This window comes from Streptomyces sp. NPDC055243 (genome assembly GCF_044544025.1).
In the GTDB taxonomy this organism is placed as follows: Bacteria; Actinomycetota; Actinomycetes; order Streptomycetales; family Streptomycetaceae; genus Streptomyces.
Map to the genome: position 1 here is coordinate 1 of NZ_JBITWR010000001.1, position 20,575 is coordinate 20,575.

Annotated in this window: 22 protein-coding genes; 7 read left to right on the forward strand and 15 right to left on the reverse strand. The window is 69.2% G+C overall.

Going from position 1 to position 20,575, the window contains the following annotated elements; all coding sequences use genetic code 11:
* Nucleotides 1–139 precede the first annotated feature (139 nt).
* From ACIGXX_RS00005 to ACIGXX_RS00020, 4 genes are read right to left on the reverse strand one after another with little or no spacing between them, the layout of a single operon-like run.
* Nucleotides 140–769: a TniQ family protein gene (locus ACIGXX_RS00005; RefSeq protein ID WP_399971272.1), complete on the reverse strand. Its 630-nt coding sequence runs from the start codon at nucleotides 767–769 to the stop codon at nucleotides 140–142.
* Complete coding sequence (locus ACIGXX_RS00010) at nucleotides 766–1,818, reverse strand: TniB family NTP-binding protein (RefSeq protein WP_399971274.1); 1,053 nt, start codon at nucleotides 1,816–1,818, stop codon at nucleotides 766–768. The genes ACIGXX_RS00005 and ACIGXX_RS00010 overlap by 4 nt, the downstream gene beginning before the upstream one ends.
* A complete protein-coding gene (locus ACIGXX_RS00015) occupies nucleotides 1,815–3,707 on the reverse strand; it encodes a Mu transposase C-terminal domain-containing protein (RefSeq protein WP_399971276.1) in 1,893 nt (630 codons plus the stop codon). Before ACIGXX_RS00015 ends, ACIGXX_RS00010 begins: the two co-directional genes overlap by 4 nt.
* On the reverse strand, nucleotides 3,704–4,462 hold the full coding sequence (locus tag ACIGXX_RS00020) for a TnsA-like heteromeric transposase endonuclease subunit (RefSeq protein WP_399971278.1): 759 nt from the start codon (nucleotides 4,460–4,462) through the stop codon (nucleotides 3,704–3,706). Before ACIGXX_RS00020 ends, ACIGXX_RS00015 begins: the two co-directional genes overlap by 4 nt.
* Nucleotides 4,463–4,676: 214 nt before the next feature.
* Here ACIGXX_RS00020 and ACIGXX_RS00025 point away from each other — a divergent pair, with 214 nt between their 5' ends.
* The 3 genes from ACIGXX_RS00025 to ACIGXX_RS00035 all read left to right on the forward strand — a co-directional run bounded on the left by ACIGXX_RS00025 (nucleotide 4,677) and on the right by ACIGXX_RS00035 (nucleotide 6,260).
* On the forward strand, nucleotides 4,677–5,030 hold the full coding sequence (locus tag ACIGXX_RS00025; RefSeq protein ID WP_399971280.1) for a DUF317 domain-containing protein: 354 nt from the start codon (nucleotides 4,677–4,679) through the stop codon (nucleotides 5,028–5,030).
* A 102-nt stretch (nucleotides 5,031–5,132) separates the two neighbouring features.
* Nucleotides 5,133–5,423, forward strand: coding sequence for a hypothetical protein (locus ACIGXX_RS00030; RefSeq protein ID WP_399971282.1), 291 nt, complete (start codon nucleotides 5,133–5,135; stop codon nucleotides 5,421–5,423).
* Nucleotides 5,424–5,438: 15 nt separating this feature from the next.
* Entirely contained in the window at nucleotides 5,439–6,260 is an 822-nt protein-coding gene (locus ACIGXX_RS00035) for a DUF317 domain-containing protein (protein ID WP_399971284.1), read from the forward strand.
* Nucleotides 6,261–6,545: 285 nt separating this feature from the next.
* On the opposite strand, the gene ACIGXX_RS00040 is transcribed toward ACIGXX_RS00035, so the two are convergent.
* The gene (locus tag ACIGXX_RS00040) at nucleotides 6,546–7,232 is read right to left on the reverse strand and encodes a hypothetical protein (protein ID WP_399971286.1); all 687 of its coding nucleotides are present in this window, start codon (nucleotides 7,230–7,232) and stop codon (nucleotides 6,546–6,548) included.
* Nucleotides 7,233–7,311: 79 nt separating this feature from the next.
* A complete protein-coding gene (locus tag ACIGXX_RS00045; protein ID WP_399971288.1) occupies nucleotides 7,312–7,758 on the reverse strand; it encodes a hypothetical protein in 447 nt (148 codons plus the stop codon).
* A 159-nt stretch (nucleotides 7,759–7,917) separates the two neighbouring features.
* On the opposite strand from ACIGXX_RS00045, the gene ACIGXX_RS00050 reads away from it, so the two are divergent.
* Complete coding sequence (locus ACIGXX_RS00050; protein WP_399971290.1) at nucleotides 7,918–8,733, forward strand: SDR family oxidoreductase; 816 nt, start codon at nucleotides 7,918–7,920, stop codon at nucleotides 8,731–8,733.
* 31 nt (nucleotides 8,734–8,764) lie between these two features.
* Here the strand turns inward: ACIGXX_RS00050 and ACIGXX_RS00055 are convergent, their stop codons facing one another.
* The 8 genes from ACIGXX_RS00055 to ACIGXX_RS00090 form a co-directional block, all read right to left on the reverse strand.
* Nucleotides 8,765–10,501 carry a relaxase/mobilization nuclease domain-containing protein gene (locus tag ACIGXX_RS00055; RefSeq protein WP_399971292.1) on the reverse strand — a complete coding sequence of 579 codons (1,737 nt, stop codon included), beginning with the start codon at nucleotides 10,499–10,501 and terminating at the stop codon, nucleotides 8,765–8,767.
* Nucleotides 10,498–11,100, reverse strand: a complete 603-nt coding sequence (locus ACIGXX_RS00060; protein WP_399971294.1) for a plasmid mobilization protein — start codon at nucleotides 11,098–11,100, stop codon at nucleotides 10,498–10,500. The genes ACIGXX_RS00055 and ACIGXX_RS00060 overlap by 4 nt, the downstream gene beginning before the upstream one ends.
* Entirely contained in the window at nucleotides 11,097–11,333 is a 237-nt protein-coding gene (locus ACIGXX_RS00065) for a hypothetical protein (RefSeq protein ID WP_399971296.1), read from the reverse strand. Before ACIGXX_RS00065 ends, ACIGXX_RS00060 begins: the two co-directional genes overlap by 4 nt.
* 84 nt (nucleotides 11,334–11,417) lie before the next feature.
* Complete coding sequence (locus ACIGXX_RS00070; protein WP_399971298.1) at nucleotides 11,418–11,609, reverse strand: hypothetical protein; 192 nt, start codon at nucleotides 11,607–11,609, stop codon at nucleotides 11,418–11,420.
* A complete protein-coding gene (locus ACIGXX_RS00075; protein ID WP_399971300.1) occupies nucleotides 11,606–13,171 on the reverse strand; it encodes a hypothetical protein in 1,566 nt (521 codons plus the stop codon). The genes ACIGXX_RS00070 and ACIGXX_RS00075 overlap by 4 nt, the downstream gene beginning before the upstream one ends.
* The gene (locus ACIGXX_RS00080) at nucleotides 13,168–13,818 is read right to left on the reverse strand and encodes a WhiB family transcriptional regulator (RefSeq protein ID WP_399971302.1); all 651 of its coding nucleotides are present in this window, start codon (nucleotides 13,816–13,818) and stop codon (nucleotides 13,168–13,170) included. Before ACIGXX_RS00080 ends, ACIGXX_RS00075 begins: the two co-directional genes overlap by 4 nt.
* A gap of 161 nt (nucleotides 13,819–13,979) precedes the next feature.
* Entirely contained in the window at nucleotides 13,980–14,696 is a 717-nt protein-coding gene (locus ACIGXX_RS00085) for a hypothetical protein (protein ID WP_399971303.1), read from the reverse strand.
* Between the two features lie 2 nt (nucleotides 14,697–14,698).
* Entirely contained in the window at nucleotides 14,699–15,589 is an 891-nt protein-coding gene (locus ACIGXX_RS00090; protein WP_399971305.1) for a helix-turn-helix domain-containing protein, read from the reverse strand.
* Nucleotides 15,590–16,271: 682 nt separating this feature from the next.
* Here ACIGXX_RS00090 and ACIGXX_RS00095 point away from each other — a divergent pair.
* The 3 genes from ACIGXX_RS00095 to ACIGXX_RS00105 all read left to right on the forward strand — a co-directional run bounded on the left by ACIGXX_RS00095 (nucleotide 16,272) and on the right by ACIGXX_RS00105 (nucleotide 19,269).
* Entirely contained in the window at nucleotides 16,272–16,754 is a 483-nt protein-coding gene (locus ACIGXX_RS00095; RefSeq protein ID WP_399971307.1) for a helix-turn-helix domain-containing protein, read from the forward strand.
* Nucleotides 16,755–17,486: 732 nt separating this feature from the next.
* Nucleotides 17,487–18,686, forward strand: a complete 1,200-nt coding sequence (locus ACIGXX_RS00100; RefSeq protein ID WP_399971310.1) for an MAB_1171c family putative transporter — start codon at nucleotides 17,487–17,489, stop codon at nucleotides 18,684–18,686.
* On the forward strand, nucleotides 18,676–19,269 hold the full coding sequence (locus ACIGXX_RS00105; protein ID WP_399971312.1) for a hypothetical protein: 594 nt from the start codon (nucleotides 18,676–18,678) through the stop codon (nucleotides 19,267–19,269). The genes ACIGXX_RS00100 and ACIGXX_RS00105 overlap by 11 nt, the downstream gene beginning before the upstream one ends.
* 472 nt (nucleotides 19,270–19,741) lie before the next feature.
* Here ACIGXX_RS00105 and ACIGXX_RS00110 read toward each other — a convergent pair whose 3' ends face one another.
* Complete coding sequence (locus ACIGXX_RS00110; protein WP_399971314.1) at nucleotides 19,742–20,482, reverse strand: ATP-binding protein; 741 nt, start codon at nucleotides 20,480–20,482, stop codon at nucleotides 19,742–19,744.
* Nucleotides 20,483–20,575: the final 93 nt, after the last annotated feature.

A 20,575-nucleotide genomic window follows, 5' to 3' on the forward strand; every position in this document is an offset into this window, starting at 1 on the left:
GACCAGGTACGACAAGACCGCCTCCTCCTACGAAGCAGCGGTCACTCTCGCGTCATTCCTGCTCTGGGCAAGATCAGTTTGAAGACGGACCCTAGTCGACCAAGGTGCCACGGAGCTTGGGGCTTAGGACGCTGGCGGTCTACGAGCCTGCTCCTGCTGACGCCGTTCGGGATCGCGTGTATCTGATGTAGTGGCGGATGCTGTCGTAGGTAACCAAGTAGTCGTACTGATCCATGAGTTCTGTCCAGATCTGCCTTCCGTTGCGCCTTCGGCTGATCATGCTCTCGATCAGGTCGGCAAGTTCGCCTGTGACGGGGTGGGTCACCGGTCCTGCCTCTGTGGTGGTCAGGCGTGGGGTCTCCAGGGCGAAGCGGACGTCGCAGCTGCGGAGGCTGTAGCGCTTTGCGAGCGTGCGAATGTGGCTGCCGCTGAGGGCCTCTTGGGTGATGCGGTGGGCCAGGTCCTGGCGTCGGGTGAAGGGGTTCTTCCTGGGTAGGCGCCGGCGTGATCTGTTTATGCCGCCCAGGGAATTGGCGTCGGCGAGAGCCCGTTCGAGCGCTTCGGGCGAGTGGCCGGCGGTGGTGGCGAGGTTCTCGAGGAGCGGCCTGCCGAACCACTGCGGTGGGCCGCAGAGATAGCAGTGCAGGAAGCTGGGATGGAGATGGTTGGCGCGGGCCAGGCGCCGGATGTAGGAGTTGGTGGATTCTCCGAGGCAGGGGCGGACTCGGATCGGCAGCGGCGCGTACCGGGGCGGCAGTTCGCTTTTCATCGGGACGTAGCGGTCTTCGTGGCCATCGATGCCGTGGTGCGGGCGGTGTGGTCGAGTGGAATGGCCTGGAGGCTCCTCTTGGTGATCCTCTCGGTGCCGGTGAGGATGGCGTCGAGGGCGGCTCCGCGGATGGCGTGGGAGAGGGATCCGATCATGCCGCCGGTGTGGTTGTGCAGGAAGCGATCCAGGCCCGTGAGTGTGCCGGGGCGGTGGTCGTGCAGCCGCAGGGTGTCTTCCATCGTGGCGACCAGGCCCTTCCATTCACTGTTGCAGGGGAAGGGGCGGGAGGGGAGCAGGGTGAAGCGGCCGGCGATCTGGGCCCCGCGTGTACCGGACAGCAGCCCGGATTCATCGATGTCGATGCCGGCATAGACGAAGGTGGCGGGCAGGCGTTCGGAGAAGTACTTGAGGGTGTCGGCGACTTCGGAGCCGTGGCGGCTGGTGAGCGAGATGTTGTGGAGTTCGTCGACCAGCACCAGAGCGGTGCGGGTGTCGGTGCAGACACCGACGACAGCCTCGATGATGTCCGTCATGTTCGAGCGGGCCCGCACCGGCAGGCCCAGGAAGCGGGCGAACTCGGTTGCGATCATGCGGGCGGTCGCGGCGGGCGGGACCGTGACATAGACGACCGGAATCCGGTCTGTGGCATGGGGGTGCCGGGCCCGGTCCAGAAGCTCAAGGGAGCGCCCCAACTGCGTGATGGCGATGGTCTTTCCGGTTCCCGCTGGGCCGGAGACAATCAGCCCGCGGCGGGCGCTGATCGCGTGCCGGTTCAGCAGCACCAGGCGACGGCCGCAGATCGCCGTCCGCTCGACGAACGAGGTGGCGACGGTGAGCATCCGAGCGTGATGGTCAAGGCGGGACTCGTCATAGAGATCCCGCTCGGCTGGGTTCATCTGCTGCCAGGCACCGCGCGACGCCAAGACCGGGGGAGGGGGTGGGCCGTCGATGAACCTGCGCCATCCAGTCAACGTGTTCAGTTGCCGGTCGGTCTCGGCGTCGGTCTCGTGCAGCACGGTGCGTCGGGCCACCGGTTTGGAGATGGTCACGTGCGCCTCCAAGGATCGGCCAGCGGGTCAAACAGGCCCAGCGGGATGACCTCTGCCAGCGCGGAGTCCGCCGTGCCCTCGTCCATGGGCTCGCTCTCGGCCGATGGATCAGGGATCTCCCGGCTCGGGGCGGTCGCTCGGGTGCGGGCTGCGACCCGGCGATCCTTCCTTGATCGTTTGACCGGAGGGTGCTCCTCGCCGTCAGGGCCGTTGTGGGCGCGCTTGAGCAGGGCGGCTGCCGCTTCCGCGATCTGAGTTTCGTTGCCGTTCGGATTCTGCCGGCGGGCGTGGTCCCAGGCCATCTCGCCGAACGGGACGCCGACGCGGTGCAGGTGCCGCCAGAACACGGTGATCCACCGGTCCCTCTCGCCGCGGCCGTCGCGTACCCAGATCCGCGAGATGTCATAGGGGTCGTAGTGGACCTCCCACAAGCCCTTCTTCTCCGCGACCCCGGAGTGCTGACGGCGCAGCGGATTCAACTCCGTGCTGTCGTAGGTGCGATGCTTGATCCGGATGCCGTATGCGTTGATCGCGTGCCACCGCTCCGGCAGTAACTCGACGTAGTCCTCACCACTCAACGGGGCCGGAACGTAGCCGCAAGACTCCAGCAGCATCGCGTACTTCTCGTTCGGCGAGAACGCCCGCTTCGGCGCGCTGGGATCGCGCAGCGCGTCGTGCGGCCGGTTCTGCCACACCGTGACGATCCACTCGTCCAGCAGGTCCTGCAGCTCGGGCAAGGACCACAGCGGTCCGTCCTCCACATGCCGGCCACGGCGGTCGACCGAGCGGCCGGTGTACCCGGCCACGAACTGCGCGAACAGCGTTGCCACCGATCCCAGCGTCTTCTCGATCACGCCCTTCTCGAAGGGTGACGCCTTGTGCGTCGGCTGCAGCGAGACGCCCAAGAAGCGGCAGGAGGCACGGAAGTTGTGCGAGATGAACACCTTGCCGTGATCGCAGACGATCGTCTCTGGAACGATCACCGGCCGCGCCGCCGCCTGCTCCAGCCGCTCGTCCAGGGCCAGCAGCCGCCGGTGCGGCAGGACCGACCGGGACATCCGCAGCGCCTGTGGCCAGCCCGGTCGCATCGTCTCCGGTGTGATGCTGCGGGCCAGGAGGGAGGAGGCGTCGGCCGCCTTCGTCGTCGGACGCAGCACTGCCGCCGTGATCGACCTGGACGCGATGTCGACCAGCGCGGTCAACTCGACCTTCTCCGCGATGCCGTCATCCAGCCGTACCAAAACGTCCAACGGAGTGGAGTCGATCTGCATCAGCTCGCCTGGCGCGATAGCCGGGACTTCCCCGAACGGGCCGGCCGGACGCGCCTGCAACGAACGGCGTGTCCTCGCCGAACCGGTCGCGTGCGTGCCGACCGCCAACTTGTCGAACAGCCGATAAAGCGTGCGCTCAGTGGGCAATTCGATACCGTCGGCGTCCTCGCGGGAGGCCAGGATCTCCTTCGTCCGCCAGATGGTGAACCGGACCGTCCTCGAGGAAGCATCGGTCGTCTCGGCGATCGCCTGCCTCATTGCCTCGACCACCCACGGAGAAATCTGGCCGAAGTCCGGCAGCTTCTTGGCCGACCGGCCGTCCGCCAGTCCAACCAGCCCGTCGCGCTGATAACGCTGGCGTCGCTGCTTGATTCCACTGGCCGTCATCCGATGGCCCGCTGCTGTCAGCTCGGCGGCCTTGGCCCGCTCCCGCTCGGCCAGGCTACGGTCCCGAGGGTCGAACTCCGGTCGCGGCACTGCCCCGTGGGGAGCATCCGGCGGCAATCCGTGCAGCACCTCAAGGATTTGGCCTTCCCACCAACGGGCCTGTTCAGCAGCCTTCTTAGGGAACTCCGCGATCCGCGCCGTCGGAGGGACCCGACGCTCCTCGCTCGTCATCCGGCACTCCCGCCAGCCCGGCGCACGACCGTGCGCGGCCCGAGAAGTTCGATGTCCATCCGCTCGGCCGACACCTCGTGCCTCCACAAGAGGTGGAACAACACGGGTAGCGTCGCGAGCCGGTCGCCAGCCGCATCAGCCCCGGCCATCAGCGGCCCCGGCTGCGAGAAGATCTCCAACAGCCGAGCTGCGACCGGCTCCCGTCGGCAGCGGGGGTGCCGGTAGCGCGATAGCCACCGGACATTCGCCAGTAGCACTGCCTCCGGCGTCCCCTCCCGCTCGAACCTCCACCCAACTTCCGCGCAGGCCCGGCGCGTCAAGTCGAACGCTTCGGCGTCCCGCGGAGCGATCCAGTCGTCGGCACGGACATCGACGACCGCCGCCGAGCCATCGACCCGGCGCACGAAGAAGTCCGGGGCATGCTGGCGCTCACGTTCCCCGTCGTGCCAGTGCAGCCAGAACGGCTGGGACGCCATCCCCACCACCGCAGGGTCGAAGTCCATGAGCACCAGCCGGTCCCGCTCCAACCACGACTCGAAACCGACGTGCTGTTCTGTCGTCGCCGCCCAGTACCACCCAGGGAAGTGGCGCCCACCCCACGACCACCGAAACGGTCGGACCGGCACCACGTCTTCGAACCTGACCGTCGCGCAGTCCAGCAACGGACGACGCCGCTTACTCCCGCGCTTGTCGTCCACACGACACGACACCTCGACGTACGGGGCAGTGCTCTCCACCCCTGTCGATACCGACATTCGACCCCCCAGCGTGATCACCCCTCCGACTAGATTCACTGTCAGAAAAGCTGAAACGACTGAGTTCGCTGTCAAACGCCTCGATTGGATGACAAAGGACACAAGTTCGCCGGGGGCAGACAGGAAAGAGCGCGGAAAGACTGGCCAAGGTGTGCGAGGGCATGTCAACGTAGACGACCTTGCAAGAAACCCCAGGTCAGAGAGGTGATTGCCCGTGACCGTAGCGCCTGTGGGCCCTGGTTTCGCCACCACCATGGAAGCCCTGCGGCTGCGCGAATGGCAGCTCGGCCCCGGCCGGCCCACGCTCGTAACAGACCAATTCTCCGCAGACGACTTCCACCTGATCGTGGACGACCGCGCGGACGTGCACGTCAGCTCGAAGGACGGCCGTTTCTACCTCGGCTGGTTCCCGAACGGCCGCCCCGGCACCGACGGCGAGGGGTGGACGATCGCCGTCACTGGCACGGCCAAGGTACCCGGCTACCGCCTGTCGTTCGACACCGAGACACCGGCCGACATCGTCGCCGCCGCCGTTGCGCGCGTGCTGGAGACCTCACGTCGCGTATGACCGCGCTGACTCCGACCGGCGGCCCCAACTCGGAGGGCTGGCCTGTGCCAGCGGCCGATCCGTTCCATCGCTCCCCGTTTCCCCCACCTCAGGAGGCTGTTCGTGACGTCCTCGGAGATGACCGTCAACGATCTCATCGACCTGCTGTCCGGCTGCGACCGGAGCGCTCCGGTCCGCCAAGCCATGAACCCGTTCTTTCCGATGGCACACCGCCTGGCGCAGGTCGTGCAGTCGGTGGACGAGACCGGCCGGACCGTCGTCTACCTCGCCGAAGGGCAGGAGGAGGACGCACAGCTCGGCCATCTGCCGCCCCAGGTCGCCGTCGCCCTGACGTGGCAGGGCCCCGTTCAGGCACCCCCGCGCCGCCCCCGCCGCCGCGCCAGCGGCAACTAGACCCGCACCGAGCCCTTGGAGGCGCCCCTGTACCCCGACTTCCCGCTCGACCCGTCCAGCCCGCGTGGCGGCCAGACCGCGTTCTGGGTCGGTCCCCGGCATCTGGCCGGTGACGATGACCGTCTCTACGACGCCGTCGCCGACACGCTCTCCGGTCTGGGCTGGACGAGCCTGACGATCGTCCGCGGACGTCAGGAGCCGGACGAAGCAGCGGAGGACCGCCAGGTCCTGCGCAGCACCGTTCTGCACATCAGCCCCGACACCCTCCGGTGGGCGCAGTGGGTGCTGGCGGACGAGCCGTTCCACCTGGGCGACCTGCCGATCGCCTGGCAGATCTCCGCCCGCGCTGAGACGAGCAGCCCGCTCGCCTCGTGGTCGTCCTACTTCACCCCCGACGTCCCCGGCGAGGCCGTGGCCGACTTCCTGGTCGCGCTCGACGCCCGCGACCAGCCCGTCGTCCCGCTCGCCGACCCCGAGCTCGTCCTCCACGCCGTCGCCGCCCACGGCTGGCTCCGCGACATCGACCAGCCCCACGCGGCAGCGACAGACCCTACGTTCACCTCGCACATCAGCGTCGGCGAGGTACCGCCCCTCATCCAGGACGCCGACCCGCGCGCCCTGACCACCGAGGCCGACGAGGCGGGACCCGTCGGATGGCAGGCATGGGCCGAGCCCGCGCTCGGCGCCCCCTGCCTGTGGGCGGTCTCCTTCGGAGCCAGCGTCCCGCACGACCTCGTGGCCGCCTTCGCCGCATCCCTCAGCTCGACCGCACCGGTCCTGCGCCGGGTGCTGCCCGAGGCCACCCAGGAGCGCCTCCTGCGCGCGCCAGCCATCTAACATCCCGCGCCCAACTCCCGATGCACGCAGCCCGGTGCCCTCCCCGTTGGAGGGCACCGGGCTGCGTGCTCGTTCCCGCAGGCGCGTACCTACTCGTCGACGCCTCCAGCGGCTACCGGCCGCACAGCCACAACCCGAACGTGCTCTACGTACAGCCCGGCCAGGTCCGAGCCTTGGGTGCCGGGCCAAGCGGCTCGCCCCGCTCAGCGGGCCGGCACGTCACGCGCTGCTGCCCCGACCCATGGTCCATCGTGGTCGGGGGCAGCAGCTTGGTGGGCGGAAGGGTTAGCTCGTGGCCGTGGCCTTGGCGAGGGCCTTGTTGAGGTGGCGGTCGACGAGGGCCGGGGAGCCAGAGACGATCAGCAGCAGACTGCCGTCGCGGATCGCGGTCTGCTTGACCACGGTGCTGCGGCCTCCGGTGGAGAACGTTAGGAGCTGGCTCCACTGCTCGTCACCGAGGCCGCGGGGCGCGGTCAGCTTCTGCGAGGCCATATCGATCGGAGTGCCGCCCGCGACGACCTGATACGTGGGGCATCCCGTCATGGCGTCGAAGGTACGGCCGATGCCGTCAGACAGCTTGTTCGCGCTGTCGCTGTACAGCTCCTCGGCGATCTCCGAGGAACTACCGCCGTAGGTGAAGTCCGCCTTCGCCTTACGCGGGAACGTCAGCGTGCCGCCGGTCGCCGCGTCGCCGCCCAGCTCGCTCAGGGCCGGGCAGCCGATGACGGTGACGTCGTCGGGCTGGGTGGGGCGCTCCGGCTTGCGCAGGTAGCCGGAACCGAGGTCGCTCTGGTCGAGCAGGCGCGTCCGCAGCGCGGCCGACGTGAGCGGAGTAACCCGCTGGGCTGCGTCGGCCGGCTGCCCGGCACGGGCGGAGGGGGCGGTGTCGGGCTTGGTGTTGGTGGTGCAGGCGGGCACGGCGAGGAGGGCGGCGGTGATGCCGAGGGCGGTGGTGGTGACGCGAACGCGCATGACGGAACTGACCCCTTGGTGCAAGGTGACGGGTGGTCAGTACGGGCCCGTGGGCCCGGTGGGGTCGTAGGAGTGGGGGTCAGTGCCCGAGGTGGCGCAGGCAGTCCTCGAACGTGGCGTGCGTCGCGTCCGCCGGCCCGGCGTTCCGGTTGAACCAGGCGGTGTCGAGGCGGGTTTCCTGCTGCTGGTGGCCGACCTGGCAGCGCAGCCAGATCTGGTCGCGGGTGGAGAGGATGAGCCAGTCCCGGTACGCACCGCACTCGGCGCAGGAAACCATCTCACCGTCGAGGACCAGCGGCTGTTTCCACGGCATCATGCTGCCGTCGAGCTGGTCGTGGCTGGGCACCCGGAGCTCCGGCGGAAGGAAGTCGTCCACCACCGTGGATGTCGGCTCGGTGCGCTCCGGCTCGGCCCGCGGTACCCGGATCCCGGGCGGGACCTGGTCCTGCATCCGCGCATGCAGCTCGGCGAACTGGCGCTGCGCCTCGCTGGGCTCCTTGGCCCGGCGGCGTATTCGGTGAAACACCCTGGCGTCCTCCTTTGCCTCGTCTGCTCGCTTCATGATCGTGCCCCACGCCCCCGGCGGTTTCAATTCACAAAGTCCACAGTCACCTTCGGGCAGGTCGAATGGTGTTTCCTCGCTTCCCGAGGCCGGCGATGCGAGGACCGTCTACCGTGGCGTGCCATGGCTGTCCTCATCGTCGGCGGCAGCGGGTTCCTGGGCACCGAGTTGGTCCGCCAGGCATCTGCCGCCGGGCATCTCACCGCCGCGACCTTCGCGACCAGGCCGGGCAACAACCCGGAGGCCACTTGGTACGGCCTGGACCTGCGGGACGGCGACCGTGTCGAGGAGGTCGTCGCCTCGCTCGCCCCCTGCCTGGTCATCAACGCGAGCAGCGGCAGCGCCAACTGGGCCGTCACGGCCGAAGGTTCCGTCCGCCTGGCGATGGCCACGGCTAAGCACAACTGCCGTCTTGTTCACGTCAGCAGTGACGCCGTGTTCTCCGGCACCCGCGTCCACTACGACGAATCCTGCCTCCCCGATCCCGTCACCCCGTACGGCGCAGCGAAGGCCGCGGCGGAGACCGGCATCCGGCTTCTGGCCCCGGACGCCGCCGTCGCCCGTACCTCACTGATCATCGGCGGCATCCAGTCCGAGCATGTCCGCCTCGTCCACGCCCTCGCGACCGGGAGCCGAAGCGGATCCCTGTTCACCGACGACATCCGCTGCCCGGTGCATGTCGGTGACCTAGCCGCCGCCCTGCTGGAGCTGGCGTCTACCGACGCGCGCGGCATCCACCACCTTGCAGGTCCCGACGCCGTGAGCCGTCACCGGCTGGGTGTTCTCATCGCCCAGCGCGACGGGCTCGAGGCGTCCCGTCTGCCGGAGGGCCTTCGGGCAGCCACTGCGCTTCCCGGCGCCCTTGACGTCCGGCTGGACAGCCGTGCAACCCAGGGCAAGCTGCGTACCAGATTGCGCGGCGTCCACGAGTTCCTCTGACGTACAAGCGCAGAAACACCGGCGGCGGGGCTCATCGTGCATTGCCCGGCGACTCTTCACCGAAACGGCGGCCAGAAGCGGCGGTGCGAGCCGGCGGGCGTGCGGCAGTCGGGCCCTTTGCCGTGCCGTTCTCCGGCATCCCACTAGCGTCGGCTGGCAGATCGGCCAGGCGCCGCAGTCGCCACACCAGGACGTCGCTGACCGAGTCGGCGGTGTCGAGTTCGCGGCGCTCCACCGTGTGGGACAGGAGCGCCGCTGGGTCGTGGCCGGCGGCTTCGGCGTCGGTGATGGTCGAGGCCAGGGCATGCCAGCCGGGCTCGGCGAGGATCTTTTCAGCGAGCCCCGGCAGCGCCTCGCGCAGCAGGATCGTCTGCCGCTGGAGCACCGGCCGGCTCAGCCTCCGCCCTCGCTGGTAGAGCACGCCGAGGGGTTGTGCGGCGGCGGCCTGGTAGGCGGTGCGCAGATGTGTGGCGGCCCGGGTGGCGGCTTCGGCCTGCTGAGCGTGGCCCTTCCTGGCGTGCCAGTGTGCGGCGGCGGTGATCAGGAAGAACAGCATGTCGATCGCCATCGCCGTGGTGGCGCCGTCTTCACCGCGGCCGAGTGCCGGGCCGCCCTGGATGAGGTCGCGGGCGGCCTGCCGCAGTGCCCGGTCGTGTCCGCGTACGGCGCGGACGTGGGAGCGGGAGGCGCGTTCGAAGGCCGTTGCGGCGTCGCGGAGTTCGCGGCGGGTGTGGGCAGCGGACGTCTTGGCGAGGGCATCCAAGACCTCGCCGGTTGCGGCGATGTGGGCGGCGACGATCGCGTCTCCGCCGTGCTCGACGACGAGTACGGCCTGCCATCCGGCCGAGGCCGTCCTGCGGCGCGCGGCGGCGGGACTGCCCGGCCCCGTACGGATCGCCTCCTCCCGCCGGGTTGTTGTCGGGCTGTCCTGGGCGTCGCCGGACCAGCGCTCGCGGATGCGGGGCAGCGACAGGTCGGGGGCCAGGCGCGCGCCGGGGTAGAACACCGGCTGGCCGTCCTTGTTCAGGTCGCCGGGCAGGGCGACCTTGTATCCGAGCAGGTCACCCGAGGGCGCTTCGCGCTTTCGGAGCAGCAGGCCGGCGGTCGCGAGCCGGTCGAAGAACTCCTCATCGCTTCTCGCCCCGGTCACCGCGCGCCGTACGGTTTCGCGCAGTTCTTCGCGGGCGGTGCGCTCGCGGCCCTGGCGTTCGGCCTTGTGGCGCTCCGCGCTGGTGGGCCGCTGGGCTGCGGTGCCGTCGCCGGGCGCGACCTGGTGGAGGCCGAGTTCCTTCTCGATGAGCCGGGCTTCGGCCTGGGCGCGGGTGCCGGAGCGGAAGTCGTCGGGGCGGTGGCCGTCCTCGGTGACAAGGGTGGCGACGATGTGGATGTGGTCGTCGGCGTGGCGCACGGCCGCCCAGCGGCAGCCGGACTGTCCGTCGCCGGGGTCGATGCCGGTGGCGGCGACGATGCGGCGGGCGATGCTGTCCCACTCCTCGTCGGACAGGATCCGGTCGCCGGGGTCGGCGCGTACCGAGGTGTGCCATACGTGCTTGGCCGGGCGGGCGTGCTTGGGCAAGGCCATCACCGGCTGGTCCAAGAGCCGCTGGAGGTCCGTGAGGCCGTTCGGGTCGCGGCCGGGGTCGGGGGACATGCCGTCGAAGGAGGCGACGAGGCGGGGGTTGATGTGGTCCTCGTGCTTGCCGGTGTCGTAGAGGTAGTAGAGGAGCCCTCTGGTGTCCGATCCGGCCGGGTTGACGCTGGGGATCATGAGCCGTTGGCTCCGATCAGCCGTGCGGCGGCTTCGTGCGTGGTGTCGGCGGCACGCCGTACGGCGGCGACGGCTGCTTCGAGCTGGGGAGCGTCGGCACCGGAGTTGATTGCCTTGACTGCCTGGTTGAGGTTGCTGCCGGCCCAGCCGAGGCGACGACGGCTGTCGAACAGGGCGGTGATCACTTCACGTTCGTCGGCGATTTCGGCACTGGTGCGGTCGAGGTCGCGGGCGGCGGCGAGCGCGGAGCGGGCGAGGAATCCGGCGACGGACAGATTGCACCGGGCGGCGGCGGACTTGATCAGGGCGAACTCTTCGTCGTTGAAGCGTGTGTTGGGCTGATGCAGGCGCTTCTTCTGGGGCGACTGGCGCGGGCGCTGGCGGGCGCGAGACGCGGTCTGCTTCTCCTCCTGCCCCGGCTTCGATCCGCCCCCGGTCGAATCCCGAAGGACCTGCGCCCCCCGGTGCAGGTCCTCTCCCGCCCCCTCGGGGGCGGGTTTGGCGGAAGCTACGCTTCCGCCCCAACTTGCTCGCCCCGAGACCGAGTTGAAGCCGGGATCAGGTGCCGGGGTGGTGCCGTTCGTGCTCGGGTTCGTCATCGGGATTCGGTCCTCGTGGAGCGGATGCGTTGCTGGATGGTGGCGGCCAGGTCGACGACATCGGCCGGCCCCGTGAGGACGCGGACGGGCCCGTCGGGCGTGTGCTGGACAAGCCACTGGCCGGTCGGGGCAAGGACTGCAGCGTGCACGAGGCATCGGCGGACCAGCACCTCCGCCCAGGCCCCGGCCTCGGAGGACGAGGGCTCGGACGAGCGAGTGAGACGCGGGATCACGGTGGCCTCCTGGAGTGGGGCGGTGGCCCGGCGCCAAGCCGAGCCACTGATTGCGGTAGGGCGTTGAGCTGCTGCTTTGCTGGTTCAGCCGCACTCGGGGCAGCGCCCGACGTGGCTATTGAGCGCCCGCGCCATCCGCGCCTTCGTCGATGCGGCTTGCTTCGAGCTGGACTTCGCGGCCGGCCTGCCCTCGTGCCGTACGGAATGGGCGATCATGAAGCCGATCTCCCGCTCGTACTCCGCCCGCACGGTGTCGAACTGGTGGCAGGTCTTCATCGGGCGGTGCTCCTTGTCTTCGTGGTGTCGTCGCTCCGCAGTTCCTGGAGGACGAGGCTTAGTCCGTCGTTCCGGCCGCCCTTCAGGCCCTCGCGGCGGAGGATCTCCCGCAGCTGGACTCGGGTGACGGACTCGTTGCCGTCCCGTGCGAGCAGGGCAGGGACGTGGGGGCGGACCTGCTGGACGAGCTGGTCCACCGACTGCTCCGGCTCGCGTGGCGGGCGCTGTGTCTGTGGGGTGCGGGACCGGCTGCGCTTCCCGTTGTTCTTCGTCCGGGGCTTCGTGGTCGTCTTTCGCCGGAGGGGGACCTTGTGTCCCCGGTCCCCGGTGGGCTCGGTCCCCGTGTCGGTGTCGGTCGGTCCCCGGTCCCCGGTGGGCTCGGTCCCCGACTCGGCGGCGGTCGGTCCCCGATGCGAATCAGAGCCCTGAGCGGGTACTTCTCGCGTAGGAAGGTTGGTCCCCACGCTTCCGCTGTTCCCCGCCGAGGCTTCCGGACCGTCGCGACCGGTCCCCGGGACCGCGTCCGCTTCTGGATCCTCGGTCCCCAGGCTGGTCCCTGCGTCGTCGCCTTCGGTCCCCGCTCTGGACGACGCCTTCGAGTCCGCGGTTTCGGGGACCGGTCCCCTCGGGGCGCTCGGTCCCCGGTCCCCTTCCGACTCGTCGGGACCGGCTACGGGGACTGGCGAGGGGACCGTGGCTGCCATTGCGGTGCTGTGCACCGGGGACCAGGGAGAGGGCAGCGGGACCGTGGCGAGCGCGAGTGCATGCCGACGGGCGGCGAGCTGGTCGAGCAGCTGCGCGCGCTGGAGCGGGTCGGTGCCGACCGAGGCCCTGCCGACCGCCTTCGACAGGCGCCGCGTGAGCCGACGGCCGCGCCGGCTCCGATGCTGCTCGGGTGTGTGCTCGGCGAGACGGGCGGCCAGAGCGACCGCGCGGGTAGTGGCCCGGTCCCGGGTGATCTGCGCGGCGTCGCGGTCTCGCGCGGCGATGCCCAGGCGGGACAGCAGCCGCTCGCGTGCCTCCCGGCCCAGGACGGCGATCAGTCCGCGGGAGGCGGCGCCCGGGCTGCGCAGGCGCAGTTCGATTCCCATAGCGAGGTGCCACAGCATGGCTGCCATGACCGGCCCGACGAAGGCCCGGACCGTGCCGCCGACGGGGCCGCTCTCGGCGTAGGCGGGGATCACCTGCACGCCGGTGATCATCCAGACCAGCGTGCCCGGCAGACCAGGAGCACCCTGAGCAGTCAGATTCTGCCGTGCCATCAGCGCGGTCGCGAACAGGGCGAGCTCGGCCGCGGCGAACATCCCGACCCGTTCGGCGGTCCCGGCCATGTCGAGATAGTCGGCGGCGAAGCGCCAGCTCGTGTCTGCGCTGTAGGCGGTGCAGCCGAGGGCGGCAAGGGCGGCGACCTTGACCGCCGGACCGCCGAGACGCTTCTGCGTGCGGGTTCCCCGGCGACGGACCGTCCAGGCGGTCAGCACCAATACGAGGGCGGCGGGCACGCCGGCGGCGAGGAGGAGGAGGTCCGGAGCGGCGCTGAGGGCCAGGACGGGGTGGGTCATGCGGCCTTTCCGAGAGGGACGTGCGCCGGAGTTGATGCTGCCGGGCGGGCTGCCGACTGCTGTGTGGCGGGTGCGGCGGGTGCGGCGGGTGTGGGGCGGCCTGCTGTCGGGGTGGTCTTCTTCCGCTTCTTCTTGAGCCTCGGCACGCCGTAGGTGCGGTCGCGGTTGAACACCTTGTCGGCCGCTTGCCGGAGCAGGTCACGGGCGTGCTTGTGGCTGATCTGCAGGGCGGCGGCGAGCCGGTCGGGCCGCCAGCCGCGGACATAGGCGTGGCCGATGACGACCTGCCGCTCGGCCTCGGTCAGGTGCACCTCGCGCCCTTGGAAGAAGGCCGTCACACGCCGGTAGTCGAGGCGCTGGGGCAGCCCGTCGTGCCAGGGCCGCCGCTCGGCTTCGGTGAGGCCGCCCCAGATGCCCTCCTTGAGGACGTTCTGCAGGGCGAAGTCGAGGCAGTCGCGGCGTACTGGGCACCAGCCGCACAGTTCCTTCGCCTCGGCGATGGCTTCGTGGTCCCGAGGGAGAGGGAAGAAGACGGCGTCGGCGTCCTCGACGTCCATGCCGTGGCACGCTCCATGGCTGTGCCAGCTGGTGTCTGCGATGCCGCGCAGGCCGGTGGCCGGCGCGTCGTGAGTGGTGATGTGGCGCAAGGGGGTCTCCGATGTGCTGCCGCGTCGGCCGGCTGGGGCGGTGCTGGGCGGATGCGGCGTCGGGTGCCGGCTGCGGCGCGAGGGCGGGCGTCGCAGCAGGGGCGGGACGGTGGTGTTGTGTGGCGGTGCACCGGACGGGATGCACGGGCCGGCTGCGCTGCTCAGGCCATGGCGGGCTGCTGGACCTGCCCGGTCTGCTCGGCCTGCTGGGCGGCGGCGACGTCGAGGCGGCCGGGGTGCGGGGTGGCGCGCGGGGCGGTTCCGCGTGCCCCGCCGTCGGGGCCGATCCGGCGGCGACGACACGGCTCACCGGGCTGGGCCAGGCACCACTCGCACCTAACACTCAGGGCGTCGGGCAGCCCCTGCGCGACGGCGGCCTCGCGGGCTGCTCGGGCGGGCCGGTAGGGCACAAGGGCGGCACGGGCGGCGGGCGGTATGCAGGAGCCGATCTCCCGCAGCCGCGCCTGCAACTCCGGGTCGATCCCGTCACGACCGCTGGTGATCGCCTTGGCCTGCGAGGGCTGCGCGGTGCCGGCGGCCACGGCGCGACGGGCGCCGACCAGCTCGGCGGTCCAGGCGGCCTGGTCGTCCGGGTCCACGGACGGCGTGGGATCGGAGTGCCGGGCCACACGGTCGCGCCGATAGTTCTCCCAAGGCCGGCCGACATCCGCCGGCAGGATCTGGTACGGCGAGGTACGGATGTGCTGGCGGGCGGCGACGCAGGCATCCCAGCCGTGCGGGGTAGCCATCGGCACGTCGCCGAGCAACTCGTGCCACTGGGCGAGCTGGTCACGGGCCTCGCCCTGGTCGGTGCGGATGGTGCGAGGGTCGAGCCGGCCGATGTAGGCCAGCAGAGCGGCGATTTCGCGGCGGTCCACGGTCAGCCCTCCGTTCCGGTCGGCTCGTCGAGGGCGGCGAGAAGGGCGGCGGTGTGGGCCTCAGCCCGCGTCATGCCGCCCGGTGCAGCCGGGCCCTTGCCGGGCATGGCGTAGAGGTTCGGGCGGCCAGGGGCGTGCTCCCGGGCGACCCAGGAGCGCCAGTCGGCAGCCCAGCCATCCGCCGACCTTGGCTTGAAGTCGGCGCGGTGGGCACGCCACTTCGCGTCGGATGCCTGCAGGCCCTGCTCGCCGAGCCGATCGAGGTGTCCCTGCTGGCGGGCCCAGGTGTGGGTGGCGGAGTCGACCTGCCACTCGGCAGCCGAGAGGACGGCAGCACCACCACTGCTGTACCTCCGGTTCAAATCCCGTTCACTACGGTTCTGTGTGCCGGTTTCCGGTACATCGCTGTGCCGGATTCCGGTATGCCGGGGTGCCGGTTTCCGCCGGGACCTGCCGGTTTCCGGTACTGCCGGTTTCGGGACCCTCGCGGGGGATTCCGGCACCTCACGCGGGCGGATTCCGCACCGGCGCAGGGCCGAGATCCGAAGCGTCGGGGCGGCCTCGGGCAGCTCCTCCGACACCTGCTCGGCGCCCCCGTCGTCCTCAGCGGTCGCTGCCGCAGCCTTGGCGGCGAGGGGGAGGCGGTAGACCGTGCTGCGCTGGGGGCCGGTGAGGTCGTCGAGCTGCTCCAGCTCACCGGCGTGGACCAAGCGGTCGATGGCTTCGCGCACCGTGGAGACGGAAGCGCGCGTGCGCTTGGCCAGGCTCGACAGCGAGGCCCAGGAGATGCACTGCTCATCGGCCACACGGTCGGCGATCGACAACATGACCAGGCGCGCGGTGCCCCGGCTGGAGCTGTGCTCCCACACCCACTCGCGGGCTTCGCCGCTCATCGGCCGCTCCCGGTGAGCGGGCTGGGCCGACGGTTCGCCGGGGCCAGGATGGTGTGGTCCGGCTCGGGACACTGAAGCGCCCAGACGGAGGTGGCTGCCGCGCAGGCCAGGCGGAAGGGCCTCTTGCGCAGGGCAGGAGACATGCGATACTCCCCTTTGCAGTGTTGCCACGCTGAAGCGCCCCTCGGAAGGGATCAGCGTGGTGATGGTGGGCAACCTCCGCCCTTGCCGGGGCGGGTATGCCACTTAGCGTTCGGCGTCCGGGAGTTACCGCTCTCGGGCGCCGTCGCTGTTTTACGGGGACCTACTCGGTCCGTCTGTGCTCGCGGCTCCTTACATCCGTCGTCGCGGGCGGGCTGCCCGGGGGACGACGAACATACGCACGGACTCGGGTCAAGATCCAGAGTTGGTTCTTAAACCCTGTAGAAGTCGCGTGAGCTGGGGCGACGAGGGCGGAGTGATCATGGGCGGGTCCTAGCGTGTGCGTGCATGGTGAACGCCGGCTGAGGCAACGTCGCCGCACCCCACCCGGCGTCACAACACTTTGGTGATGCCGTGGCTGGAACTTACGCCAAAGTGATCCCGGCCTGTCAATACCAAAGTGGCCCGTCTCAAGGTTTGGCTGCTCGCCCTACACTGAAGTACTGTCCTGCCTTGGATGTGTAAGCGAGATGGGGTGGCGATGGTGGAGCCCGGTGGATCGGCGGAGGCGCCCGCCGACGCGGTTGATGCTCGGCAGGTGTCTCTGACTGACAAGCTCAATCATCTGTTCGACACCGTGAAGAACCCGGCGACCGGCAAGCGCTACACGAACGCCGAGGTCGCCCGAGCGATCCGCGAAAGCGGAGAAGCTGACGGGGTCACGGTGTCCGAAAGCGCGATCTCGCAGCTACGTTCCGGCGCCAAGCCCAACCCCACCGTGCGAACGGTTGAGGCTCTCGCGCGCCACTTCCATGTCACGCCGCAGTACTTCTTCCCGGACTACGACGGGGAAGAAGCTGACAAGGTCCGTGCCTCTATGGAGTTGATCGCGGCCGTTGGGGACAGCGAGGTGCGGGGGCTCGCGCTCCGTGCCAACGGCCTTTCCGCGGACAGCCTGAAGATGATCACCGAGGTCATCAACCAAGCGCGTCGCTGGGAAGGGCTCGACAGGTCCGGAGAGTGACGTGACCTCTCTCACCCCACGGGTGATTTGGCCTGTATGCCTTCGGGGTCCCAAAGATCGCGTTGAGCGAACTGCTGTGCATGTGTAAAGCTCCGCTGGAACCTAGTGGAAACTTTGTTCCGTTTAACGCGCGCCGTGCAAGCGCGCTAGCTCGGGGGCTACACAGCAAGGATCTCGGCCCATGTTTCACCGGCGATATGCACGCCGAGAGGCGCAGCTAAGGCGACACTGCGCGGAGCGGCTACAGGGGATAGAAATTTCCGACCCCTATGCGGTGGATGAGATATGCCGACAGCTAGCCGACAAACGTGGCCGCCCTTTGTATCTCCATGAATTGCCGCAGACCGGTGGGGCTAACGCTCCCTGCGGGATGGTGCTCTCCTTCGACTCCGGAGATCACGTATTCCATGTCGCGGCGACCAGCGAACGGCACCGCGCGCAGATCGTGCGGCACGAACTGGCTCACCTACTGCTTGGCCATGCCGGCAGCAACGCCAGTGTCGTCGATTCTCTGCTAGGCGTTCTCCCTGAAGGTGTAGAGCCAGCAGCTGTGTTTGCCGCGTTCGCGCGGACACGCTACGACAGCGAGACCGAGTACGACGCGGAAATGGCTGCCTCCTGCCTGGGGGAGCTGTTTGAAGAACTTGCCCACTCGGGCCGTGACCGAGGTCGGCCTGGCGCCATGTCACGGCTGGACGACGCCTTGGTGCACCCCCGGAGGAACCGCCGCTCATGACCACATCCACCGTCGTTGCCGGGGCTCTCTGGCTCGTGGCCTTGTGGCGACTGCCGTCCATCCGGCACTCCCACAAGCAGCGAAGCCTAGCGCTCACTCTCGTGGCGCTGGCTGCCGCGATGACGTTCGAAGTTCCCCAGGTCAGAGACGTGATCAATGCAGCCGTCGGCGCAGACGTCAGGCTGCCCCCGCTACTCAAACACCTGTTGGGTGTCACCTCTGCGGCCTACCTGCTCGACTTCGTCGTCGCTGTCGTCCGGCCGCAGGGTCTGGCGCACCGCACCCGACTCGTTGCGGCTGGTGTAACGCTGCCCCTCATGATCGTCTTCTACGCGCTGGCCAACTGGCTGCCGGGGGGCCCGATCAGGCTCGGCGAGGGCCGTGGCGCACTCTTCCCCGTCCTCTACATGGCGGTGTTCACGCTGTACATCGGTATCGCCATGGTCGTGGCGACGTGGCTGTTTCTCGGCGGCGTACGCCACAGCCGAACCTTCCTGGGGAAGGCCGGACTCGGGCTCCTGGGCCTGGGGACTTTCCTCGGCAGTGTGTATGCCTTGCAGCGCACCGTCTTTGTGGCGGTTCAGCTCTCCACCGGCACTCAGTACCCGGCTCTTGAGAACCTTCTTTCCACGACGCTCAAGCAGGCGGCGATCCTGTCTATTGCCCTCGGTGTCTGTCTGCCCCCTCTCTCCGTCGCCGTGGAGTACGTCCGGGCCTGGAACACCCTTCGCAGACTTCGCCCTCTGTGGCGGCAACTCACGGAGGCCGCCCCGTACGTGGTGTTGTCGGCGGGCATTGGCAAGGGACGCGTGCCTTTCCGGTTGGAGCGCTGCGTCATTGAGATCGAGGACGCCTGCCTCGCCCTTCGCGAGTACGTTACGGAGGACGTGCGCTCGCGGGCTCAGGGATTTGCACGACAAAAAGCGGTCGCTGCACAGGAAGTTGACGCGGTAGCAGAAGCAGCCTGGCTGCATGTGGCTACACGGCGTTCTTCAACCGGCGAGCGATTGGCGGGAGTTGACTACCCGCCTCTCGGTGCCACTGGCCGGGACAGGGCAAGTGAATTGACCTGGTTGCGCACCGTGGCCCGGGCCTACCTGTCGTCCCCTGTCGTCGCAGAATTCACCCGCCAGGAACAGTCGCCCACGCTTCACGCTGTGGGCAGTTCGGAAAGGTTTTCCTCCCATGACAGCTGAGGTCCGCCCCGCAGAATCGCGCATTGCCCGTCGTGTCACGGACTGGCTTGAGCCGAAGAACTGGATTATCGCCGTCACGCTGCTCGTTGGCTGGCATGCGGCGCAGTGGACTGGCGTGGCATGGGGAGTGGTCGGCGCATTCTTTGCTGCCGTGATCCCCATTACGTTCATCAAGTACGGCATTCGCAAGGGGCGCTGGGGCGACCGACACGTCGGAGCCAAGCCGGCGCGCCTTGTAGTGATGGCCGTGATCCTGCTCTCCGTAGCCACGGGCATCGTCCTGATGATCGTCGGCGGAGCACCGCGCACGATGATCGCTCTGATCGTGTCGATGCTCGTGACCCTCGCGATCCTTGCTGCGATCACCTTCGCTTGGAAGATCTCCGTCCACCAGGCCGTCTCCGCCGGCGCCTGCGCGATGCTCGTGCAGACCTACGGAATGTGGATGGCCCTCGGCTTCCTGCTGGTCGCTATTGTCGGCTGGTCCCGAGTTGAGCTGCGCGACCACACGCGCAATCAAGTGATCGCAGGCACGATCCTCGGCACCATTGTGGCTGCCGCTGTGTTCCATCTGGCGCGCTGATTCGCCGCGGGCCCCGTCGGAGGAGATGTCGCGAAGTCCCCCCGTGCTGCGAGCGGTGTGACAGGCCGCCAGCTGCCGGCACCCCGCACCTCGGATCGAGGTGCGGGGTGCCGGCAGAGGGTCTCGGCCTTCGGTGGTCAGGCGAGTTCGGTCAGGAAGTCGGCGTTGGCCTTCACGTCGTGCCCGAGCGTGAGCCCGTGACGAGGCAGGCTGTTGAGGGTCTGGGCGAGACGCTCGCGTACACCCCGGTTGGTGTGGGTCCGCAGTCCTGACAGTCGGCGCCCGCCGGGACGAGCTGGTCACGCAAGCGGAGCGGGAGGGCAACCCCCTGTGGGCCGAGGCGTGGCGGCAGACGCGCACCGCGTCCCGGCCCCCCCCCCGTGTTCGGGGACGAGAAGTTCACTCCGCCCTGGTCCACCCTGGACGTCGGCTCCGACTACGTCGAGGCCGCGGGGGCCTTGGTGATCAGCCTCTACCTGCTTGCCCGCGAACGCTCCTGGCCCCGGCCGACATCACGGTTCAGGATCTGGACGAGCTGGCTGACTCGGCGACCGGCGCCGGGAGGCTGCGCACGCAGGAGCAGATCCGAACTCGACTCGTGGCGCTGGGCCACGCGTTGGATGATCCCGTCGCGGTGCGCTCGGCTCCGGTGAGGACCGCGTCGGCCGCCGCTTCGCGGATGAGTTCCGTGAGGGAGCTGATGTTGCCTCCGGTTCGGCGATACAGGTACTCCCACAGGCCGACGAGGGTGCCGGGGCGGTTTGTACAGGACGAGGGCGTCTTCCATCGCGGTGATGACGGAGACCAGTCGCCTTTGTCGTCCCTGGTCCCTGATGTTGTAGGGGGTCATGTGGAGCAGGGTGTTGCGGTCGGCGGTCTGGGTGACGCGGGCGGCTCCAGTGCCTTCGAGGAAGAACCCGGAGTGCTTGAGGTCGACGCCGGTGTTGATGGAGGTGGCGGCGGTGTGGTTCGCGATGAGGTCGTTGACGACCTTGGCTTCTTTGAGGGAGAGGTCCATGAAGTGCGCGTCGTCGATGATCACGAGTTCGACACCGGTGCGGCGCATGTTGTCCAGGATGACGCGGGTGATGTCGCTCTTGGTGGCGCCGGACCGGTAGTTCTGGCCGAGGTTCTGGGCGAGCGCGATCGAGAGGACCTTCGGACTGGCCTGCGAGGGGATGTTGACGTACACGACGGCTGTGTAGTCGACCACCCGTCCGTCATCTGCGTTGGTGGGGCGACGCGCGCACCGGTCTGGACGCCCCACGTCGGGCTGGTTTGGGGCCCGCGGCTCCGTTTCCCGCCC